This is a genomic window from Winogradskyella psychrotolerans RS-3, from assembly GCF_000427335.1.
Taxonomy (GTDB): domain Bacteria; phylum Bacteroidota; class Bacteroidia; order Flavobacteriales; family Flavobacteriaceae; genus Winogradskyella; species Winogradskyella psychrotolerans.
The window spans coordinates 1-17655 of the sequence record NZ_ATMR01000054.1 but is presented as its reverse complement, the minus strand read 5'-3'; the positions used below and the strand labels follow the sequence as shown (position 1 = coordinate 17655).

Below are 17655 nucleotides of genomic sequence, written 5' to 3'. Positions count from 1 at the left end.
TTTTTTATATCTAAAAAGCTAAATGCCAAAAGTGATGTTATTTAATAGCAACAAGTTCTCCTGCTCCTATAGCTTTTGTATAATCAGCTTTAACGTTATTTAAAAAGCCAAAGAATTTAGAACCATCTTGTTTCTTAAGAATTACAGTCGTAGATCCGTTAGCTTCAGTTTCTACTTTGTCTATGATAACAGTCTCATTATTTACCGATTTATAATTGGTTACAACACCACGTTTTATTAAAATATTAGCTTTAGGAAAATCAACGTGATTAAATCCTTGTGCAGTTGGTGTTTTTACCGTTAATAAATCCCCAATCTTAGGGTCATTATTCGCAGAAGCTGTTAAGATAAAGCCGAAGCATAAAAGTGTGAAAATTATTTTTTTCATAATTAATTGGGTTTAGATTGTGTTTACTGTAAAAATAATAAGATTATTTCGTGCGAAATACAACTTTTAATAATTCTTAACATTTGTAAAATCAATTTAATTTTAAGCTATTTTTTTGTTATTTTGGTTTTTTTATTAACTCAAATAGCACATAAAGAACACTATGAAATTACTGGGAATAGGATCTAGAATAAAGCATTCAGAATATGGAAAAGGTGTGGTGACTAACGTCACTTCAAAACACTATTGGGTCACTTTTATTGAAGACGGTTTAGAGACTATTGATTTAGATTCTGAGTTCGAAATTATCGAAGCTGCAGAGGACGACGTGGACACTGTAAGTTTTTACGATGTAGAGCGTAGTTTGAAGTCCATCTTAAAAAAATGGTCTGATGTATCTGAAGTTATTACAATTGCAGATAAATGGAAAGGTGGAAAATTGATTATGACACCTGGAGATTCTAATTTAAAGTCTAGTGAAGTACCAATAGATACATTCTTTCATAAAATTACTATGGTACGTGACCGCCTTCGTGTTATGGAACAAAAGATAAATTCGAGTAACTTAGAAGAACAAGAAAAAATAGACCTTCAGCAGTATATAACAAGAAGCTATGGAAGCTTAACGAGTTTTAATGTATTGTTTAAGTTGAAGAGTCAACAGTTTGTTGGGCAACGGTCTAAATAGTTTTTGTTAATAGTGAAAAGTTAAAAGAGATAGTTTCTTTATAACTTAATTGAAATCTTATTACAACACATGAAACAATTTCATTTGGCAAGGAACAGTATTACATCTTTAAGCCTTTAATATCTGTAATCTCAATACCCAAAATCAAAAGTTTATGAAAGGTTGGTAGTTGGGCTCCACTTTCCGTAGTCGTCCAATTTTCCCATGTAGCTTCTAAACCTTTAATCGGTAAAATATCGACCCACATTTGGAAACTTTTTGGTTTTCCTTCATCATCAAAATGCCAAAGGTAAGAATCGCCTGGTGTTGTGCCTCCAGACTTATAAGTTACCAAAAGAGCCTCTTTACCACCTTCCGTTGTTACAATACTTCGCTCCGTGCCTTTGTCTAAAACTTTATAAGGAGCAACCAACCAGAACGAATCGTTATTAAAATAGTTTTCCGCTTTAAGAATATAGTCTTGTTTTTCTATGCCATTATACTCTTGTTCTAAGACGAAAACTTTTGAGTTACTGCGGTTTTCTAAATCTAAAATCACTGTAAAATCCTTCCAATAGACTTCACAGGTATTGTCCGATTTATACCATTTATATTTTTGTCTGCCTTTAAAAGTCCATTCTATATAATCCGTATTTAAATACGCGGATTCATCTAATGATTTAAGCATTTTATTAGCTAACTGCTCAGCTTTAGGACCTTGTTGACCTGTTGGTAATTCTTCATTATATTTTAAATAAATAAACCCAAAGAGAAGTAAGGTTGGTAAAGTGAAGAATACAATAACGCCACCTATAATTTTTAGTGCTTTTTTTAGTTTAGATGATTTTGCCATAATACGTGACTAGAGTCCTATAAAAATTAATAAAGTTAAAAAAAGCTTTACATATCACTTTTAAGGTTGCTAAATTAGTGGTTATTTTAAATTAAATTGCTTTTCAATCTCAATTCGTTTTAAAACACTGAATGCTCTAAGGTCTTCAAAAAACAACGTAAAATCGGCCTCAAAAGCATCATAATGTTCTCTGAGTTCTTTAGTTGCTTCATTCATTTTAGATAGTCCTTTGGTTCTATGATTCATTCCGTTTAATACAATTTGAATACCTTCAACAGTAGCATAACTGAGTAACCAATTACCTTCTATCATTATCGGAGTAATTCTTTTAAAACGAGGAGGTAATACATCTATGTTCTTGGTCAAACTTTTATAAAAATCTGCGATGTAAATATCTAGTGGAATATCGGAATACGTTTTCCAATTTTTAGCTAAAAAATGATCAAAAAATATATCTACAATAACTCCGCTATAATGACCATAACCCTTATGTAAGCGTTTGGTGCATTGTCTAAAAAGAGGGTGTGCGTCTGTAAACGTATCAATTCGGCGATGCAATTGAATACCAATTTGGATGTCTTTAGGGTATGATTTATACTTATTACCTCTAACTCCGTCTGCGGAAAAGTTGCCTATTGCAATGTGTTCATTGTCTCCTGAAAGATAAATATGAGCGAGAAAATTCATATTTCGAAATTACAAATTCATAATCACAAAATAGTTAAAAACAGTATATCTATTTATATTTGTTGAAAATAGAAATATACATGACTTTAATAAAATCAATATCAGGAATTAGAGGTACTATTGGAGGACGAGTAGATGATAACTTAACACCAATTGATGCCGTTAAATTTGCAGCAGCTTATGGGACTTGGTTAAAGCAACAGCGCCAAAAAGACAATTATATCGTTGTCGTTGGACGTGATGCCCGTATTTCTGGTGAAATGATTCAGAATTTAGTGATGAATACTTTAGTCGGACTCGGAATTCACGTTATTGATTTAGGTTTATCTACCACACCAACGGTTGAAATTGCTGTACCATTAGAGCAGGCTGATGGTGGTATAATTTTAACAGCAAGTCATAATCCGAAAGAATGGAATGCGTTAAAACTTTTAAATGCTAAAGGTGAATTTTTGAATGGGGCAGAAGGACAGAAAATATTAGAGATTGCAGAATCAAATACGATGAATTTTGCGGAGGTTGATGATTTAGGAAAAATAACCATTAACGATGCGTATATCGATATTCATATCGATGAAGTTTTAGACTTAGAATTAGTCAATGTAAATGCGATTAAAGATGCAAATTTTAAAGTGGTTGTAGATGGTGTGAATTCTACAGGTGGTATCGCTATTCCATTATTATTAGAACGTTTAGGTGTTGAACCAGTAAAATTATATTGTGATCCAACAGGTCATTTTCCTCATAATCCAGAACCGTTGAAAGAACACTTAGGAGATTTAGCAAAAGCGGTTGTAAAAGAGCATGCTGATTTCGGAATCGTTGTAGATCCAGATGTAGATCGTTTAGCCTTTATGGATGAAACAGGTGAAATGTTTGGAGAAGAATATACATTGGTGGCTTGTGCAGATTACGTATTGAGTAAAACACCAGGGAACACTGTTAGTAATATGAGTTCTACACGCGCATTACGCGACGTTACAGAAAAACATGGCGGAACTTATGAAGCTAGTGCTGTAGGTGAAGTCAACGTTGTAACTTTAATGAAAAAGAATAATGTGGTTATTGGTGGTGAAGGAAATGGCGGAATTATTTATCCAAATTCTCATTACGGACGTGACGCCTTAGTTGGTGTAGCTTTATTTTTAAGTTTATTGGCTGAGAAAAAAATGAAAGTCAGTGAGCTGAGAGCGTCTTATCCAAATTACTTTATGAGTAAGAAGAAAATTCAATTAACTCCAGGGTTGGATGTTGATGGTATTTTAAGCACTATGGAATCTAATTATAGTAAAGAGAAATTAACCACTATAGATGGTGTGAAAATTGATTTTGCAGATAGTTGGGTGCATTTACGTAAGAGTAACACAGAACCAATTATTAGAATCTATACCGAGGCACCATCGCAAAACGCAGCAGATACTTTAGCAGATCGTTTTATTGCGGAAATTAAAACCATTGCTAACATATAGTAAATTAAGGTTCTGTAAATAATTTTGATTTTAAAGGAATTAAAAAGAAGATTAAGATACTGGACTTAATTAGTAAAATGTAGAGGATGATTTTAGAAACGAATACGACGGAAATGACTGAATTAGAAACCTATTTTAATCAGTTTAGACAGCATATTATTGGTCAAAACCAACGGTTTGAATCTCCCTATGGAGAACAAAAAATTATCTATACAGATTGGACGGCTTCTGGTCGGTTATACAGACCGATTGAAGAAAAACTGATGAATGATTTTGGTCCTTTTGTTGCTAATACACATACGGAAACTACAGTTTCTGGTACAGCTATGACGAAAGCGTATCATAAAGCGAGACATATTATTAAAGATCACGTTAATGCCAATGATGATGATATTTTAATCTGTTCTGGTAATGGTATGACCGGTGTTATCAATAAGTTTCAACGTATATTAGGATTAAAGATTCCTGAAAATATAAAAGATTATACAAACATTCCAGAAGAAATGAGGCCAGTGGTTTTTATTTCACATATGGAGCATCATTCTAACCAAACAACTTGGTTAGAGACTATTGCAAAGGTTGAGGTTGTACCACCAAATGAAGACGGTTTATTTTGTCTTAAGAATTTAGAAACCTTATTACATCAATATAAAGATTGTACCATTAAAATTGCGTCAGTAGTCGGTGGTTCTAATGTTACGGGAATTCAAATTCCGCATCATGATGTGGCCAAACTAATGCACCAACATGGTGGAGTATGCTTTGTAGATTTTGCATGCTCGGCACCTTATGTAGGTATTGATATGCATCCTACTGATGAAGATGCGCAATTAGATGCTATTTTCTTTTCACCTCACAAGTTTTTAGGTGGACCAGGAACTTCCGGTATATTGGTTTTTAATAAGAAATTATATAAAAATATGGTACCCGATTGTCCAGGCGGAGGAACCGTTAGTTGGACGAATCCTTGGGGAGAACATAAGTACATAGATAATATTGAAGACAGAGAAGATGGTGGTACTCCAGGTTTTCTTCAAGTTATAAAAACTGCTCTTTCTATTCGTTTAAAAGAACAAATGGGAGTGGATAATATGTTGCAACGCGAGCATGAGTTGGTTGAAATTATTTTTGATAAACTTGGGGACGTATCGAATCTTAACATTCTTGCAGGCCAACACCAAGATAGGCTAGGAGTCATTTCATTCTATATTGACGATTTGCATTTTAATTTAGCGGTTAAAATATTGAATGATAAATACGGTATTCAAACCCGTGGAGGTTGTAGTTGTGCAGGCACTTATGGCCATTTCTTATTACACGTAGATCAGCAAATGTCTAACGAATTAACCAATGAAATTTCTATTGGAGATTTAGTTCGTAAGCCAGGTTGGATTCGTATGTCTATACATCCTACAACGACGAATGCAGAGATTAGATATGTTTGCGATAGCATTATCGATTTAGCTAAGAATCATGACGCATGGGCTAAGGATTATGAATACTCCAGATGTAATAATGAGTTTGTGCATAAAACCTTAGTTGATACCCCTTGTGATGCTATAAATGTAGATGCTTGGTTTGATATGAATTAATTGAGTTCTAGACTTAAACATCAATTTTTACACGAGTTGTACTATTTTTTATAGAAATTCAGCAGGCACTTTATCTCTATGTTTCCAACGTTTATGCGTCCATAGATAATATTGTGGTGCTTCTAAGATTTGTTTTTCTACCATTTTAAAAAACAAGTCTGTGATTTCATAATCTTTATACGCTTTTGGGTTTTCGGTAATGGTTGTGAATGTGGTTTCATAATAACCACGTTTAATTCGTTTCACACTGAAAAATACCACCGCCATATCTAATTTTTTAGCGAGCATTTCAGCACCTGTATACATGGGTACTTTTATGCCCATAAATTCATTCCAATGAAAAGCTTTATGTGCTTTTGGTGATTGATCTGAAACGAATCCGTTAATGGTTAGTTCATTTTTTTTCTTACTTTCAAGCAGAACACCATAGGTTTCTTTAGTGGTAATTAAATGGGAATTATATTTTGCTCTAATTCGTTTGACGAGTTTGTCAAAATGTTTGTTGGCTAATCGTTTATAAACGGCATAGCCTTTATGATTTATATGCTTTTGTAAAATAAAAATCCATTCCCAACTTCCATAATGTGCACACATTAGAATAATGCTTCGTTGTTTTTTTCTAAATCAGTGATGAGGTCTACGTTCGTAAACTTAAAGCGTTTGTTCATTTGAGCCTCAGAAATCGTTAAAGATTTTATAGCTTCAACCATCATGTCACAGAAGTGATGATAGAATTTTGATGTTATTTCAGAAATCTCTTTTTTAGATTTATCAGGGAAAACCAATCTTAAATTTTCTTTTACAGTGGTTTTTCTATAGCCGAATATGCGATACATAAAAATGTAGATCACATCAGAGAATCCGTATAGTAATCTAAAAGGTAAAATTGAAATTAACCAAAGAATAGGATAGATTAAAATATAAGCAATAAGTTGCATTAATGTATATTAGCGTTGAAGTACAAATATATATTATATTTGATTTATAGGATTAGAGTTTATGGACAATTTAGGTATAAGTATAGTTACCATCGTGATTATTGCAGCTAACGTTATTATGTCTTTTAAAGGATTTGATGACCGCATTTTTTTTGAGAAATATAAGTTTAACGTTGGCAGTATTAAACGAGGAGAACAGATAAGAATGTTGAGTTCTGGATTTTTACATGCCGATATAACACATCTGCTGTTTAATATGTTTACACTTTATTTTTTTGCAGATGCCGTGGTTATGATACTTGGCTCTTTTAAATTTATTGTAATTTATTTTGCCAGTTTAGTGTTCGGGAATTTACTCTCATTATATTTTCATAAAGATGAGTATTGGTATAGCGCCATTGGTGCCAGTGGTGCGGTAACAGGTGTTTTATATGCTGCCATACTTCTACGTCCAGATATGAGCTTGTATATGTATTTTATACCGATTCCGATTCCTGGTTATGTATTTGGTATTGGCTATTTATTATATTCTATTTATGGCATGAAAAATAAAATTGGCAATATTGGTCACGATGCGCACTTTGGTGGAGCAGTTGGTGGCTATGTTGTAACTTTAATAATGATGCCAAGTTTATTTACAAGTAATCTAGGCTATGTTGGCTTATTGGCCGTACCTATAATTATTCTGTTTGTGCTTTATAAAACAGGAAAGTTGAAATAAGACTTCTCATTCACTAACAAGATCAAAGATCAATAAAGGAAAAAGGTGTGACATAAGTCATGTTTTGACATAAAAACTAAAGTCATCTTTGTAGCTTATTCAATTTTTAAACAAAATTAGAAGATGGCTTTAACAAAATCACTCCACAGTTTTCATATACCCGTAATGGGGTTAGCGTATACTATTGATAGTCCTATTCGAGTGGCTCAATATGGTATTTCGTCCGTAGTCTCTATTATAGACGACGAGCTCATCGAAAAGATGAATGCATTTTACAGCAAAAAATTCAACGTACCATACCAAGAAATCACAAAGAAAGTACAAGATTATCGCGCAGAGCGGATTACCTCGTATTTAAATTTGACTGATACAATTGTAAAAGAAAAATTCGTAAATTTTAAAACAGAATTATCTGAAAGCAAAGCAGCTTTAGAACACTTCATCACCACCTTACCTAATACATCGGATTTTAAAGATGGACTTTCCAATTTACTAAAGGAAGGAGTTGCATTTAAGGACAAGGCTAGAAGTTATCTCGAAACCCATTTAAAAGCGGGAACTATTGATGTTAACATCATGACCAAAGTAGATAAAGATAATTTTATTAAAGGGGAACAATTACCAACAGCTTACAATGATGCACATGCGTCGTTACGTGGTTTTGCGAATAGTAATTTATGTTCTTCTGTAATTCTTTCTGCGGGAATGAATCCTAGGTTATACAGTTACTTTGAGAATTTTAAAGACTTCTTTCCAGATGTGAATGGGCATTTAAAAAAGAAAATTATATTAAAAGTGAGTGACTACCGGTCAGCAATAATTCAAGGAAAGTTTTTGGCTAAAAAGGGACTATGGGTTTCAGAATATAGAATAGAATCCGGATTAAACTGTGGTGGTCATGCTTTTGCTACCGAAGGTTTTTTATTGGGGCCGATTTTAGAAGAGTTTAAAACGAAGAAAATAGAATTAATACAAGACACGCACGCGGTTTATGTAAAAGGTTTAAATCAAAAAGAAATCGATGCTCCTGAGCAACCTTTAGAATTAAAAATCACGGTTCAAGGTGGTGTGGGTACCGCAGAGGAGCATCATTTTTTACTTGAAAATTATCAGGTCGATTCGGTAGGTTGGGGAACACCATTTTTGTTAGTGCCGGAGGCCACCTCTGTCGATCAACAAACTAGAGATTTATTACGTAGCGCTAAAGAAAAAGACTTGTATTTAAGTGGTATTTCTCCTTTAGGTGTTCCTTTTAATACTATAAAAGGAACGACTAATGAGTTTCATAAGCAAAAACGTATTGCTAATAATAAGGCAGGAAGTTCTTGCCCAAAGAAATTTTTGGCTTTAAGTAAAGCGTTTGGTCCAGAAGGGATTTGTACGGCTTCAAAAAAATATCAAGATGTTAAGCTACAGGAACTAGACGCTAAAAAATCGGGCGTGTCTCCAGCCATTTATGAGAATGCTAAAGCAAAAATAACTGAAAAAGCGTGCCTATGTGTTGGTTTGGCAAACGCTTCTTATTTAGAAAATGATATTGATATTAAAGGGCAGGAGCAAGGAGTTGTTATTTGTCCAGGACCAAATATGGCTTATTTTGATAAAGAAATATCGCTATCTCAAATGATGCAACACATTAATGGAAATGCCTCCGTACTTTCTAATGTCGATCGTCCAAATATGTTTACAAAGGAATTGAAAATGTATGTGGATTATTTAAAGAATGATATTGATACCATTTCTGAAGACCTAACGGCTAAACAGATTAAAAAATGGACGGCATTTAAAAGCAATCTATTTGATGGTATTGCCTATTATGAAGACTTGTTTGTAACGACGCTATCTTCAAAATATACAACTATTCAAAAAGAACTTCAATTTTATAAAAACGAATTGACGCATGTTTCTATACCTCAGTTAGAAGCGGTTTAAGAGTCTAAAATAGAATGCTGCTTAAAATATAAAGCCTTTACATAATTGTAAAGGCTTTATATTTATTGCGAGTCTAGAGCTATATTATCTAAAAAAAAGACTTTTAAGAGCTATCGAATTGTAAGCTGTTATAGAGCTAAAAGTTCTTTTACTTTAGCTTCTAAAGCGTTTCCTCTAAGGTTTTTAGCTGCAATTTTACCTTCAGCATCTAATATAAACACCGCAGGAATAGCTTGAATGTTATAGAGTTGTGCTACAGGATCTAGAAAATAAGATAAATTAGAAACGTGTGTCCAACTTAATTTATCTTGTTCTATAGCATTTACCCAAGCTTGTTTTGGATCTTTTTGAGAACGCGTGCCATCTAAAGATACTCCAATAATTTCTAAGCCTTGGCTATGATATTTATTGTAAATGTTAACGACATTTGGATTCTCTCTTCGACAAGGGCCACACCAAGCTGCCCAAAAATCGATAATAGTTACTTTGCCTTTAATATCATTTAGACTCACTGTTTTTCCTTCTGGTGTTGGAGCTTCAAAATTTGGTGCTATTTTTCCAATATCAACTCTAGATTTAGCCTCATAAACAGCCATAAGGTTGTGTAAGGTTAATTTAATTTTTGTACCTGTAGGAGTTGATTTTAATTCTGAGCTAAGATTATTAAAAGCTTCTTGGTAGTCTTTAATATTAGCATTTTTTTTATTGGTTTCTTGCTCTATGAGAGAGAGGCTATAATAACTGTTGGTATTCGCTTTTATAAAATTAAGAGGATACTCTTGTTGTTTTTTCTGAGCTGCTATAAAAAGGTTTGTTAAAGAGTCTTTTACTGCTTGTGATTGTTTAGAACTAGCACCTAATTGTCTTAATGGTTTTCGTAATTCTATTTGTAGATCTATGGATTCTTTTTTAAGTTTTGCGTAACCCTGATTATAAGCGTCAAACTCTGTTTGTGAAACCGAACCAGAAACTTGTGACTGTGATATATTTGCTTTATCAATAGTGATGTCAATAATACTGTTTTCCAACATAAAGTTTAGATTCCCATTTACCGAATTTACAGATAGTATCGACGGTTTAGGAGAGGTAACTTTACCTGTAAATGTAAATTTTTCATCAACAACAATGGCTGTGTCTAGAATCCGTTCTCTTCCGTTTTGGTCTTTTTCTTTTAAGTGCGCTCTAACGCCATTATAAACACCTTTTGCATTACCTTTAATAATGTAATCTGTTCGTTTTTCTTCAGGTTTGCAGCCTAAAAATAGAAGTCCAATAATGGTGAAGATCAATACGTTTCTCATAATACTATTTTAATGTATCACAAATATAAAAACAAAGCTCTAATACGGAAAATATAAAACGGTAACTCTTAAAGTTGTTGACGTTAATATTTAAAGAATCCCATAATTTACAATACTTTTGCAACAAAGAATTAGAAGATGCATAACGATACCATTGTCGCTTTAGCAACACCATCTGGAAGTGGTGCTATTGCTGTTATACGATTATCTGGAAATGACGCCATAACTATAGCTTCAAAATGTTTTAAATCTGTTTCTAATAAGGATTTAAACAAGCAAGCGACACATACCATTCATTTAGGGCATGTTATTGATAATAATCGCACTATTGATGAGGTTTTGGTATCCGTATTTAAAGATCCTAATTCTTATACAGGTGAGAATGTGGTGGAAATATCATGCCATGGATCATCTTATATTCAACAAGAAATTATTCAGTTATTTTTAAGGGAAGGTTGTCGTATGGCAACAGCAGGTGAATTTACGCTGCGCGCTTTTTTAAATGGCAAATTAGATTTGAGTCAGGCAGAAGCTGTAGCGGATCTTATTTCTAGTGATAATGAAGCGTCTCATCAAATAGCCATGCAGCAGATGCGTGGTGGTTTCTCTTCTGAAATTGCTAAACTTCGCGAAGAACTACTAAATTTCGCATCTTTAATTGAGCTGGAATTAGACTTTGCAGAAGAAGACGTAGAGTTTGCTGATCGGACACAGTTTAAGGCTCTTATAGAACGTATTAATTTTGTGTTGAAACGTTTAATTGATTCTTTCGCCGTTGGAAACGTGATAAAAAATGGTATTCCTGTGGCAATTGTGGGGGAACCTAATGTTGGAAAATCAACATTACTGAATGCTTTATTGAATGAAGATCGTGCGATTGTTTCTGAAATTGCAGGTACGACAAGAGATACTATAGAAGACGAAATCTCTATAGGAGGTATCGGTTTCCGTTTTATAGATACTGCAGGCATCCGAGAAACAGAAGATGTGGTAGAGAGCATTGGTATTAAAAAGACGTTTGAAAAGATAGAACAAGCCCAAGTGGTGATGTTTTTAGTGAGCAGTGCACAGTTAGCTGTAGATAAAGAAGCTATCAAAACTATAACTATTGAAATTGAAAAGGTAAAAAACAAGTTTCCTCAAAAACAGTTGTTGGTTATTTTGAATAAAATTGACCAGATTACTGATTCTGAACTAGCTGATATTAGAACGGCTTTGCATTCAAAAGCGACTCAGGTTATTCCTATTTCTGCAAAAACAGGATTTGGAGTGGAGCAACTTACAAACAAATTACTCAATTTAATTAATACAGGAGCTTTAAGAAATAACGAAACTATTGTCACAAATTCCCGTCATTATGATGCGTTGTTAAAAGCTTTTGAAGAAGTTCAGAAAGTTCAATATGGATTGGAAACTGATTTATCAGGTGATTTATTGGCAATAGATATTCGTCAAGCCTTATACCACTTTGGAGAGATTACAGGTGAGATTACTAATGATGATTTGTTGGGTAATATTTTTGCTAATTTTTGTATTGGGAAGTAAATTTGATTTCCGTTGTTAATGTAATGTATTCTTTTATTTGATTATCAGTTAATTAAGTAAAATAATCCTTTCTTTATATTTCCTTTATTTTTATATTTGGTACCTCATATGTATCACATTGATGAAATGTGTAGTACAAATGTACCACATTATGAAAATATCGCTTATAAAACGGAAACTGCCGAGTGGCAAAATTAGCTTACTTATAGAATACTATAAAGGTTCGGAAATATCTTCAGAAGGAAAGAGGAAACACTTACGAGACCGTGAAAATCTAAAAATGTATTTATATAGTGAACCTAAAAATGCTATTGAAAGAAAAGAGAATAAAGAATCAATGTCGTTAGCCAAAAAAATCTTGGCCATTAGAGAAGCAGAATACTATCAAGGTAAGTTTGATTTAAAAAACACAACGAAAGGCAAAAGAAGATTTTTAGATTTCTTTAGTAAGAAAGTAGAAGAGAGGTACGAAAGTCCTAAAAACTATGGTAATTGGAATGCTGTATTCATTCACTTGCAGCGTTGTATTTCTGCAAATACTATTTTTGACGAAATTGATGAAAATTTTGTGAACCACGTGCGTAAATATTTTGATAAGGAAGCACTTACTAAAAGTAAATTACCGTTATCTCTTAATTCTAAATATTCATATTTTAATAAATTTAAGGCTTCCTTAAGAGCTGCTTTTGATGAAGGCTATTTGTCAATTAACTATGCCTCCAAAGTTAAGTCTTTTGAACAGTCAGAAAGTCAGCGCGAATACTTAACATTCCAAGAGTTACAAAATTTAGTTCATACAGAGTGTAAATATGAAGTCTTGAAACGGGCTTTTTTATTTTCATGTTTATCAGGATTAAGATGGTCAGATATTAATGCGTTGACTTGGGGTGAAGTGCGTGATGAAGATGATACAAGTCGTGTTAACTTTAGGCAAAAGAAAACTGATGGAGTAGAGTATTTATATATCTCCAGTCAAGCACGTGAATTGTTGGGCACGCGGTGTTCACCTAATGAAAAGGTGTTTATAGGTTTAAAATATTCAGCAGTATATAATAATGAAATTGTACGTTGGTGCAGTCGAGCAGGAATTTCGAAACATATAACTTTTCACAGTGCCAGACATACAAACGCAGTTTTACTATTAGAAAATGGTGCAGATATTTATACGGTTTCCAAACGTTTAGGACATAGAGAAATAAGAACCACTCAAATTTATGCCAAAATAATTGATAAAAAAATGAAGGAAGCGGCAAACAGTATTCCTGCATTAAACTTGACTATCAATTAGAAAATCTGCGTTTTAATATCCAGAAATAGATAAAATATTCAATTTTCGTTGTTAATAACTCAAAATACACCTCAAAATAGGCATTGTTCAATTATTTGATTCAGCATCATTTTGATGCCTTATGCATCCTCCAAAAAAAAATGCAAATTTTTTTTCAATTATTTTAATAATATATGATTTAATGTGTTGTTTATCTAATTGTTGTGTATAACTTATATCTTTTCTTTTTCCTTTCATCCACTTCTTTTTATACTTTTATTTCTATAGTCCCCGAAGGGAAAACAAAAGCGCTTTTGTTCATTTTAATAATTTAAAAAAATAGAAATGGACAATTTAATGATATTAGAACGATTCAATCGTTTAGAAAAACTGTTGGCAGGTCGCAAGGAGGTATTGACCTTTAATGAAGCCTGTGATTATACCGGTATATCCCGAAGTTATCTTTATAAACTGACGTCTTCAGGGAAAATTCCACATTCTAAACCCAACGGCAAAATGCTTTTTTTTGAGAAGCGAAAACTTGTAGAATGGTTACTTCAGAATAAACATAAGTCACAAGATGAGATTGAGATGGAAGCTGCGGCTTACGCTATGAACAAAAAATCAAGATAGTCGAATTTCCCAAAATGAATCTCATGCTTTATTAAGCGCTCTTATATCCATTTAGTTCTAGTCTATCACTTAAGTCGTAGCCTACAATTTTACGAGAATACATATCTGCAATAAGTGCTAGATAACAGAACCCTTTTACGGTTCTGATATAGGTAATATCCGAGACCCAAACTTGATTAGGCCTAGTAACTTCTATATCTTTTATAATGTTACTATACTTATAGAAACGAAGGTAAGAGTTCGTAATTCTGGAACTGTATTTTTTTTAAGTGTTGGCATATTATGTTTTCTAAGTATATTAAACAAAGTATCTCTGCCTGCATTCAGGTTGGTTTTAACACACTCATCTTTCAATGATTTTTATAGTTTACCAACACCTTCTTTGGGAAGGGACGTGCGTCTTTTCTGCAATATCTGAATAATCTGTTGTTCGAATTTTGAACATTTATCAGCCCTATCTTTGTACCTTTAATAGGTATAAGGTTTAATGCCAAAGCAACTGGATACAGCAGTTAAAGAAGCAACCCACTTAGCCTTTACTTAGGCCTTGATTAAAGTTTCTTATTTAGTTTTTTTAAGTTTAAAATTATGTAGCCTTATTTTAGGAGGGGTCAAAATGCATTACAACGTGTTTGTATATGGTTTGTTGCGTGTTTAAGCACTAAAGTTAGCAAATAAATCACAGATAGAAAGTCCGCGAGGACTTTCGTAAGCAAGCTAGAACTAGCAATAAATTATATACGGTGTTGTAAGTAGTGCTTTTTTCATTCACTTACTTAATTTCAAAATCCTAAACGCTCCTTGAATTACCAAAACAAAAACGATTGTTCCAATAATCAAATCAGGTTTATTTGAACTCAAATAATGCACTAAAATTCCTGCAATTATTACTCCTAAATTTATAATCACGTCATTAGAGGTGAAAATCATACTCGCTTTCATATGTGCTTCTTCTTTACTTTTTGACTTTTGCAAAATATAAAGACAAATTCCGTTCGCGATAAGTGCGAAAATCGAAACGATAATCATTGTTGAAAAATCCGGAAGTTTCTCGTCTCCGAAAAATCTTCTTAAAACTTCTACAAATCCAATAATCGCAAGTATTATTTGAAAATATCCAGCAAGTTTGGCAATCCGTTTTTTCTTTATTACTGTTCCGCCAACCGCAAACAAACTAATTCCGTAAACAAAACTGTCCGCAAGCATATCTAAACTGTCTGCAACAAGTCCCATAGATTTTGAGATAATTCCTGTTGTCATTTCGATTATGAAAAACGCAAAATTTATAACGAGTACAGACCAAAGTAACTTTTTTTGGCTTTCGTTTTCTTTAAATTCTGTTTGGTCGGTTTGTTCAGTCGAGATTTTCTTTCCGCCTAAATTCAGTTCGATAACTGACTTTTCTATTTGGTCAATTTCTCCGCTGTGAAAAACGGTCAATTTTCGGTTCGGAATATCAAAGTCCAAATTCGCAATACTTGAAATTCCATCCAATTTCATTCGGATTAGATTTTCCTCTGAAGGACAGTCCATTTTGGTGATTTCAAATATTGTCTTTTTCACTTGGTTTCTTGGTTTTTCTGCATTACTTACAACGTGATTGTGTATGGTTAGTTGCGTGGTTAAGCAACTAAATTAGCAAACTTTAACGAACCCGTGAATATTCCGCAGGAATATTCGCAAGTAGGCTAGAACTAAGCAATTAATTATACACGGTGTTACAACCAGTTATTTTTTTATTCTGGTAATTTCCCTTTTTTCGTTTTAGATACTAATTTATCAAAATCCGATTCGAATTCATTGTCTTGTGTTATTCTAAACTTTTTATATTCTTCCTCTGCAAATTTTTTAGCTACAATTGTTCTAACTTTTCCAGCATCTTTAAGAATGTTATATTCATTAAAAACGAGAAAAGCATCCAATTTACGAACCCAATCTTTCATAGACATAGTTCTACCTTTTTCTGCTTGATTTTCTGCGTAATCAAGATACATTGTTACAATTCTATTTAGTTCAGTTATCTCTTCTTTAGTTAGATAATTTTTAGCAACTCCAACGTCGGTTTTTAAAATTTTCCCTCCTTGTTTTTCATTTTTCCAACTTGTTAAACCCATATTAGGTTTTTTAGAGCTTGCTCTTAATTTAATTAATTCAGGAGCTGTATGTTTTGTTATAGCAAATTCCAATTTATTCTGAACTGTCGCAAAAAATTTCTTTGTTATAGGAGATGTTGTATCATAATCAATTGAAGTGGAATATATGTCTGTTATTTTTTGATAAAAACGTCTTTCAGACGCTCTTATTTCTCTTATACGTTCAACTAATTCGTTAAAGTAATCTTTATCAAATAAATTTGTACCTTGTTTTAATCTATCATCGTCTAAAACAAACCCTTTTACAAGGTATTCTTTTAACACTTTTGTAGCCCAAATTCTAAATTGCGTAGCTTCAATAGAATTTACTCTATAACCAATTGATATAATTGCATCTAGATTGAAATAGGAAGTGCTTTGTTGAATAGTGTTGTTTCCTAATTTTCTCGTGTGCAAAATTTCTTTGCACACGGAACTTTTAGATAATTCTCCTTCTAAAAATATATTATTGATATGGTAATTTATATTTTGTCTAGTTGAACCAAAAACTTCTGCAATAGCTTTTTCATTCATCCAAACTGTATCTTCATCGATACTAACTTGGATATTTGTTACTCCACTTTTTGAAGTGTAGAATATAAAGTTTTTTTGTTCATCTAAATTACTCATTTCTGTATCTTTTATATGCTATTCAAAAATAATTTAAATTTTGAAGTTATTATTTAAATTCACTTAAACTTGTCAACTATCTTTTAACACATAAATAGCTAACGAAAGTAGCACGTAATTGGTTGTAACGTGATTGTGTATGGTTAGTTGCGTGGTTAAGCAACTAAGTTAGTAAACTTTAACGAACCCGTGAAAATTCCGCAGGAATTTTCGCAAGTAGGCTAGAACCTAGCAATTAATTATACACGGTGTTGGCAAATCGTTATTTTCTTTTCCATTTAACTCCGCTCCATACCATTCCTAATGAAACTAAAATTAGCGCAAAATTCCCAAAATTAAATTTTTCATCCGTGAACGATTTGTAAATTGTTCCAATCACAAATAAAATCGACATAATTACAGCAAAGTAATAACCTTGTTTAGATTCGAAAAACGACTTTTTTCTTTCTATTTGTCCGTTATTATATTTCAAGAGTTTTGAGTCAATATTATGGCATAAATTCACAAATTTTTCGGAATTACAGAAATTATCATTTGAGCTTAAACGGACTGTTTTTCCGTTTTTGAGCTTAAATTTTATTCCAGCTCCTTTCATCCAATGAATTTTATAATATTCTAAATTTTTAAAATCAACATTTTTATTATTCCATTCCAATTGATTTGATGTTAATTCAAAATCTGAAACTTTTACTATAAACTTCTTTTTTAATAAATAGAAATAAATTCCAGCGAGAACAAAAGCTAAAATTCCTTTTAATAGCCCCAAACTTATAATTCTATTCAACACGAATATTATTCCAGAAAAGACAGCTACTGTTGAACCAAGTAAGAATAGTAATTCAAATTGGTTTGTATATTCAACATTTTCGTATTTCCGCATTGTTTTGTGTAATGTTTGCC

The 17655-nt window shown here is 32.6% G+C and carries 16 protein-coding genes and 1 pseudogene; 8 read left to right on the top strand and 9 right to left on the bottom strand.

Annotated features, from left to right (window positions below; genetic code table 11):
- Positions 1 to 37: 37 nt before the first annotated feature.
- The gene (locus ADIWIN_RS04190) at positions 38 to 388 is read right to left on the bottom strand and encodes a hypothetical protein (RefSeq protein WP_020897086.1); all 351 of its coding nucleotides are present in this window, start codon (positions 386 to 388) and stop codon (positions 38 to 40) included.
- A 163-nt stretch (positions 389 to 551) separates the two neighbouring features.
- On the opposite strand from ADIWIN_RS04190, the gene ADIWIN_RS04185 reads away from it, so the two are divergent.
- Complete coding sequence (locus tag ADIWIN_RS04185; RefSeq protein WP_020897085.1) at positions 552 to 1076, top strand: DUF8685 domain-containing protein; 525 nt, start codon at positions 552 to 554, stop codon at positions 1074 to 1076.
- Positions 1077 to 1176: 100 nt separating this feature from the next.
- Here the strand turns inward: ADIWIN_RS04185 and ADIWIN_RS04180 are convergent, their stop codons facing one another.
- On the bottom strand, positions 1177 to 1908 hold the full coding sequence (locus tag ADIWIN_RS04180) for a hypothetical protein (RefSeq protein ID WP_020897084.1): 732 nt from the start codon (positions 1906 to 1908) through the stop codon (positions 1177 to 1179).
- 81 nt (positions 1909 to 1989) lie between these two features.
- Entirely contained in the window at positions 1990 to 2595 is a 606-nt protein-coding gene (locus ADIWIN_RS04175) for an acyl carrier protein phosphodiesterase (protein ID WP_020897083.1), read from the bottom strand.
- Positions 2596 to 2675: 80 nt separating this feature from the next.
- Here ADIWIN_RS04175 and glmM point away from each other — a divergent pair, with 80 nt between their 5' ends.
- Together glmM and ADIWIN_RS04165 are read left to right on the top strand one after the other, a co-directional pair.
- Positions 2676 to 4064, top strand: a complete 1389-nt coding sequence (gene glmM, locus ADIWIN_RS04170) for a phosphoglucosamine mutase (RefSeq protein WP_020897082.1) — start codon at positions 2676 to 2678, stop codon at positions 4062 to 4064.
- An 86-nt stretch (positions 4065 to 4150) separates the two neighbouring features.
- Positions 4151 to 5656, top strand: a complete 1506-nt coding sequence (locus ADIWIN_RS04165) for an aminotransferase class V-fold PLP-dependent enzyme (protein WP_020897081.1) — start codon at positions 4151 to 4153, stop codon at positions 5654 to 5656.
- 48 nt (positions 5657 to 5704) lie between these two features.
- On the opposite strand, the pseudogene ADIWIN_RS04160 reads toward ADIWIN_RS04165, so the two are convergent.
- Positions 5705 to 6594, bottom strand: a pseudogene (locus ADIWIN_RS04160) (lysophospholipid acyltransferase family protein).
- A gap of 61 nt (positions 6595 to 6655) precedes the next feature.
- Between ADIWIN_RS04160 and ADIWIN_RS04155 the strand changes: the two are divergent.
- Both ADIWIN_RS04155 and ADIWIN_RS04150 read left to right on the top strand, forming a co-directional pair.
- Positions 6656 to 7315, top strand: coding sequence for a rhomboid family intramembrane serine protease (locus ADIWIN_RS04155; RefSeq protein WP_020897078.1), 660 nt, complete (start codon positions 6656 to 6658; stop codon positions 7313 to 7315).
- Positions 7316 to 7438: 123 nt separating this feature from the next.
- Positions 7439 to 9247: a hypothetical protein gene (locus ADIWIN_RS04150; RefSeq protein WP_020897077.1), complete on the top strand. Its 1809-nt coding sequence runs from the start codon at positions 7439 to 7441 to the stop codon at positions 9245 to 9247.
- A 128-nt stretch (positions 9248 to 9375) separates the two neighbouring features.
- Here ADIWIN_RS04150 and ADIWIN_RS04145 read toward each other — a convergent pair whose 3' ends face one another.
- A complete protein-coding gene (locus ADIWIN_RS04145) occupies positions 9376 to 10548 on the bottom strand; it encodes a TlpA disulfide reductase family protein (RefSeq protein WP_020897076.1) in 1173 nt (390 codons plus the stop codon).
- Positions 10549 to 10686: 138 nt separating this feature from the next.
- Between ADIWIN_RS04145 and mnmE the strand changes: the two genes are divergently transcribed.
- The 3 genes from mnmE to ADIWIN_RS04130 all read left to right on the top strand — a co-directional run bounded on the left by mnmE (position 10687) and on the right by ADIWIN_RS04130 (position 13993).
- Positions 10687 to 12093 carry a tRNA uridine-5-carboxymethylaminomethyl(34) synthesis GTPase MnmE gene (gene mnmE, locus ADIWIN_RS04140; protein WP_020897075.1) on the top strand — a complete coding sequence of 469 codons (1407 nt, stop codon included), beginning with the start codon at positions 10687 to 10689 and terminating at the stop codon, positions 12091 to 12093.
- Positions 12094 to 12244: 151 nt separating this feature from the next.
- Positions 12245 to 13381, top strand: a complete 1137-nt coding sequence (locus tag ADIWIN_RS04135) for a tyrosine-type recombinase/integrase (RefSeq protein WP_040756525.1) — start codon at positions 12245 to 12247, stop codon at positions 13379 to 13381.
- Between the two features lie 324 nt (positions 13382 to 13705).
- Complete coding sequence (locus tag ADIWIN_RS04130) at positions 13706 to 13993, top strand: helix-turn-helix domain-containing protein (RefSeq protein WP_020897073.1); 288 nt, start codon at positions 13706 to 13708, stop codon at positions 13991 to 13993.
- Between the two features lie 31 nt (positions 13994 to 14024).
- On the opposite strand, the gene ADIWIN_RS22125 is transcribed toward ADIWIN_RS04130, so the two are convergent.
- The 4 genes from ADIWIN_RS22125 to ADIWIN_RS04115 all read right to left on the bottom strand — a co-directional run.
- Positions 14025 to 14189 carry a DDE-type integrase/transposase/recombinase gene (locus ADIWIN_RS22125; RefSeq protein ID WP_369021492.1) on the bottom strand — a complete coding sequence of 55 codons (165 nt, stop codon included), beginning with the start codon at positions 14187 to 14189 and terminating at the stop codon, positions 14025 to 14027.
- Between the two features lie 572 nt (positions 14190 to 14761).
- Positions 14762 to 15556 carry a cation efflux transmembrane domain-containing protein gene (locus ADIWIN_RS04125; protein WP_200859789.1) on the bottom strand — a complete coding sequence of 265 codons (795 nt, stop codon included), beginning with the start codon at positions 15554 to 15556 and terminating at the stop codon, positions 14762 to 14764.
- Positions 15557 to 15729: 173 nt separating this feature from the next.
- The gene (locus ADIWIN_RS04120; protein ID WP_020897071.1) at positions 15730 to 16755 is read right to left on the bottom strand and encodes a virulence RhuM family protein; all 1026 of its coding nucleotides are present in this window, start codon (positions 16753 to 16755) and stop codon (positions 15730 to 15732) included.
- Positions 16756 to 17017: 262 nt separating this feature from the next.
- Positions 17018 to 17655, bottom strand: a 638-nt coding sequence (locus ADIWIN_RS04115) for a hypothetical protein (RefSeq protein ID WP_040756523.1), incomplete at its 5' end; no start/stop codon positions are given.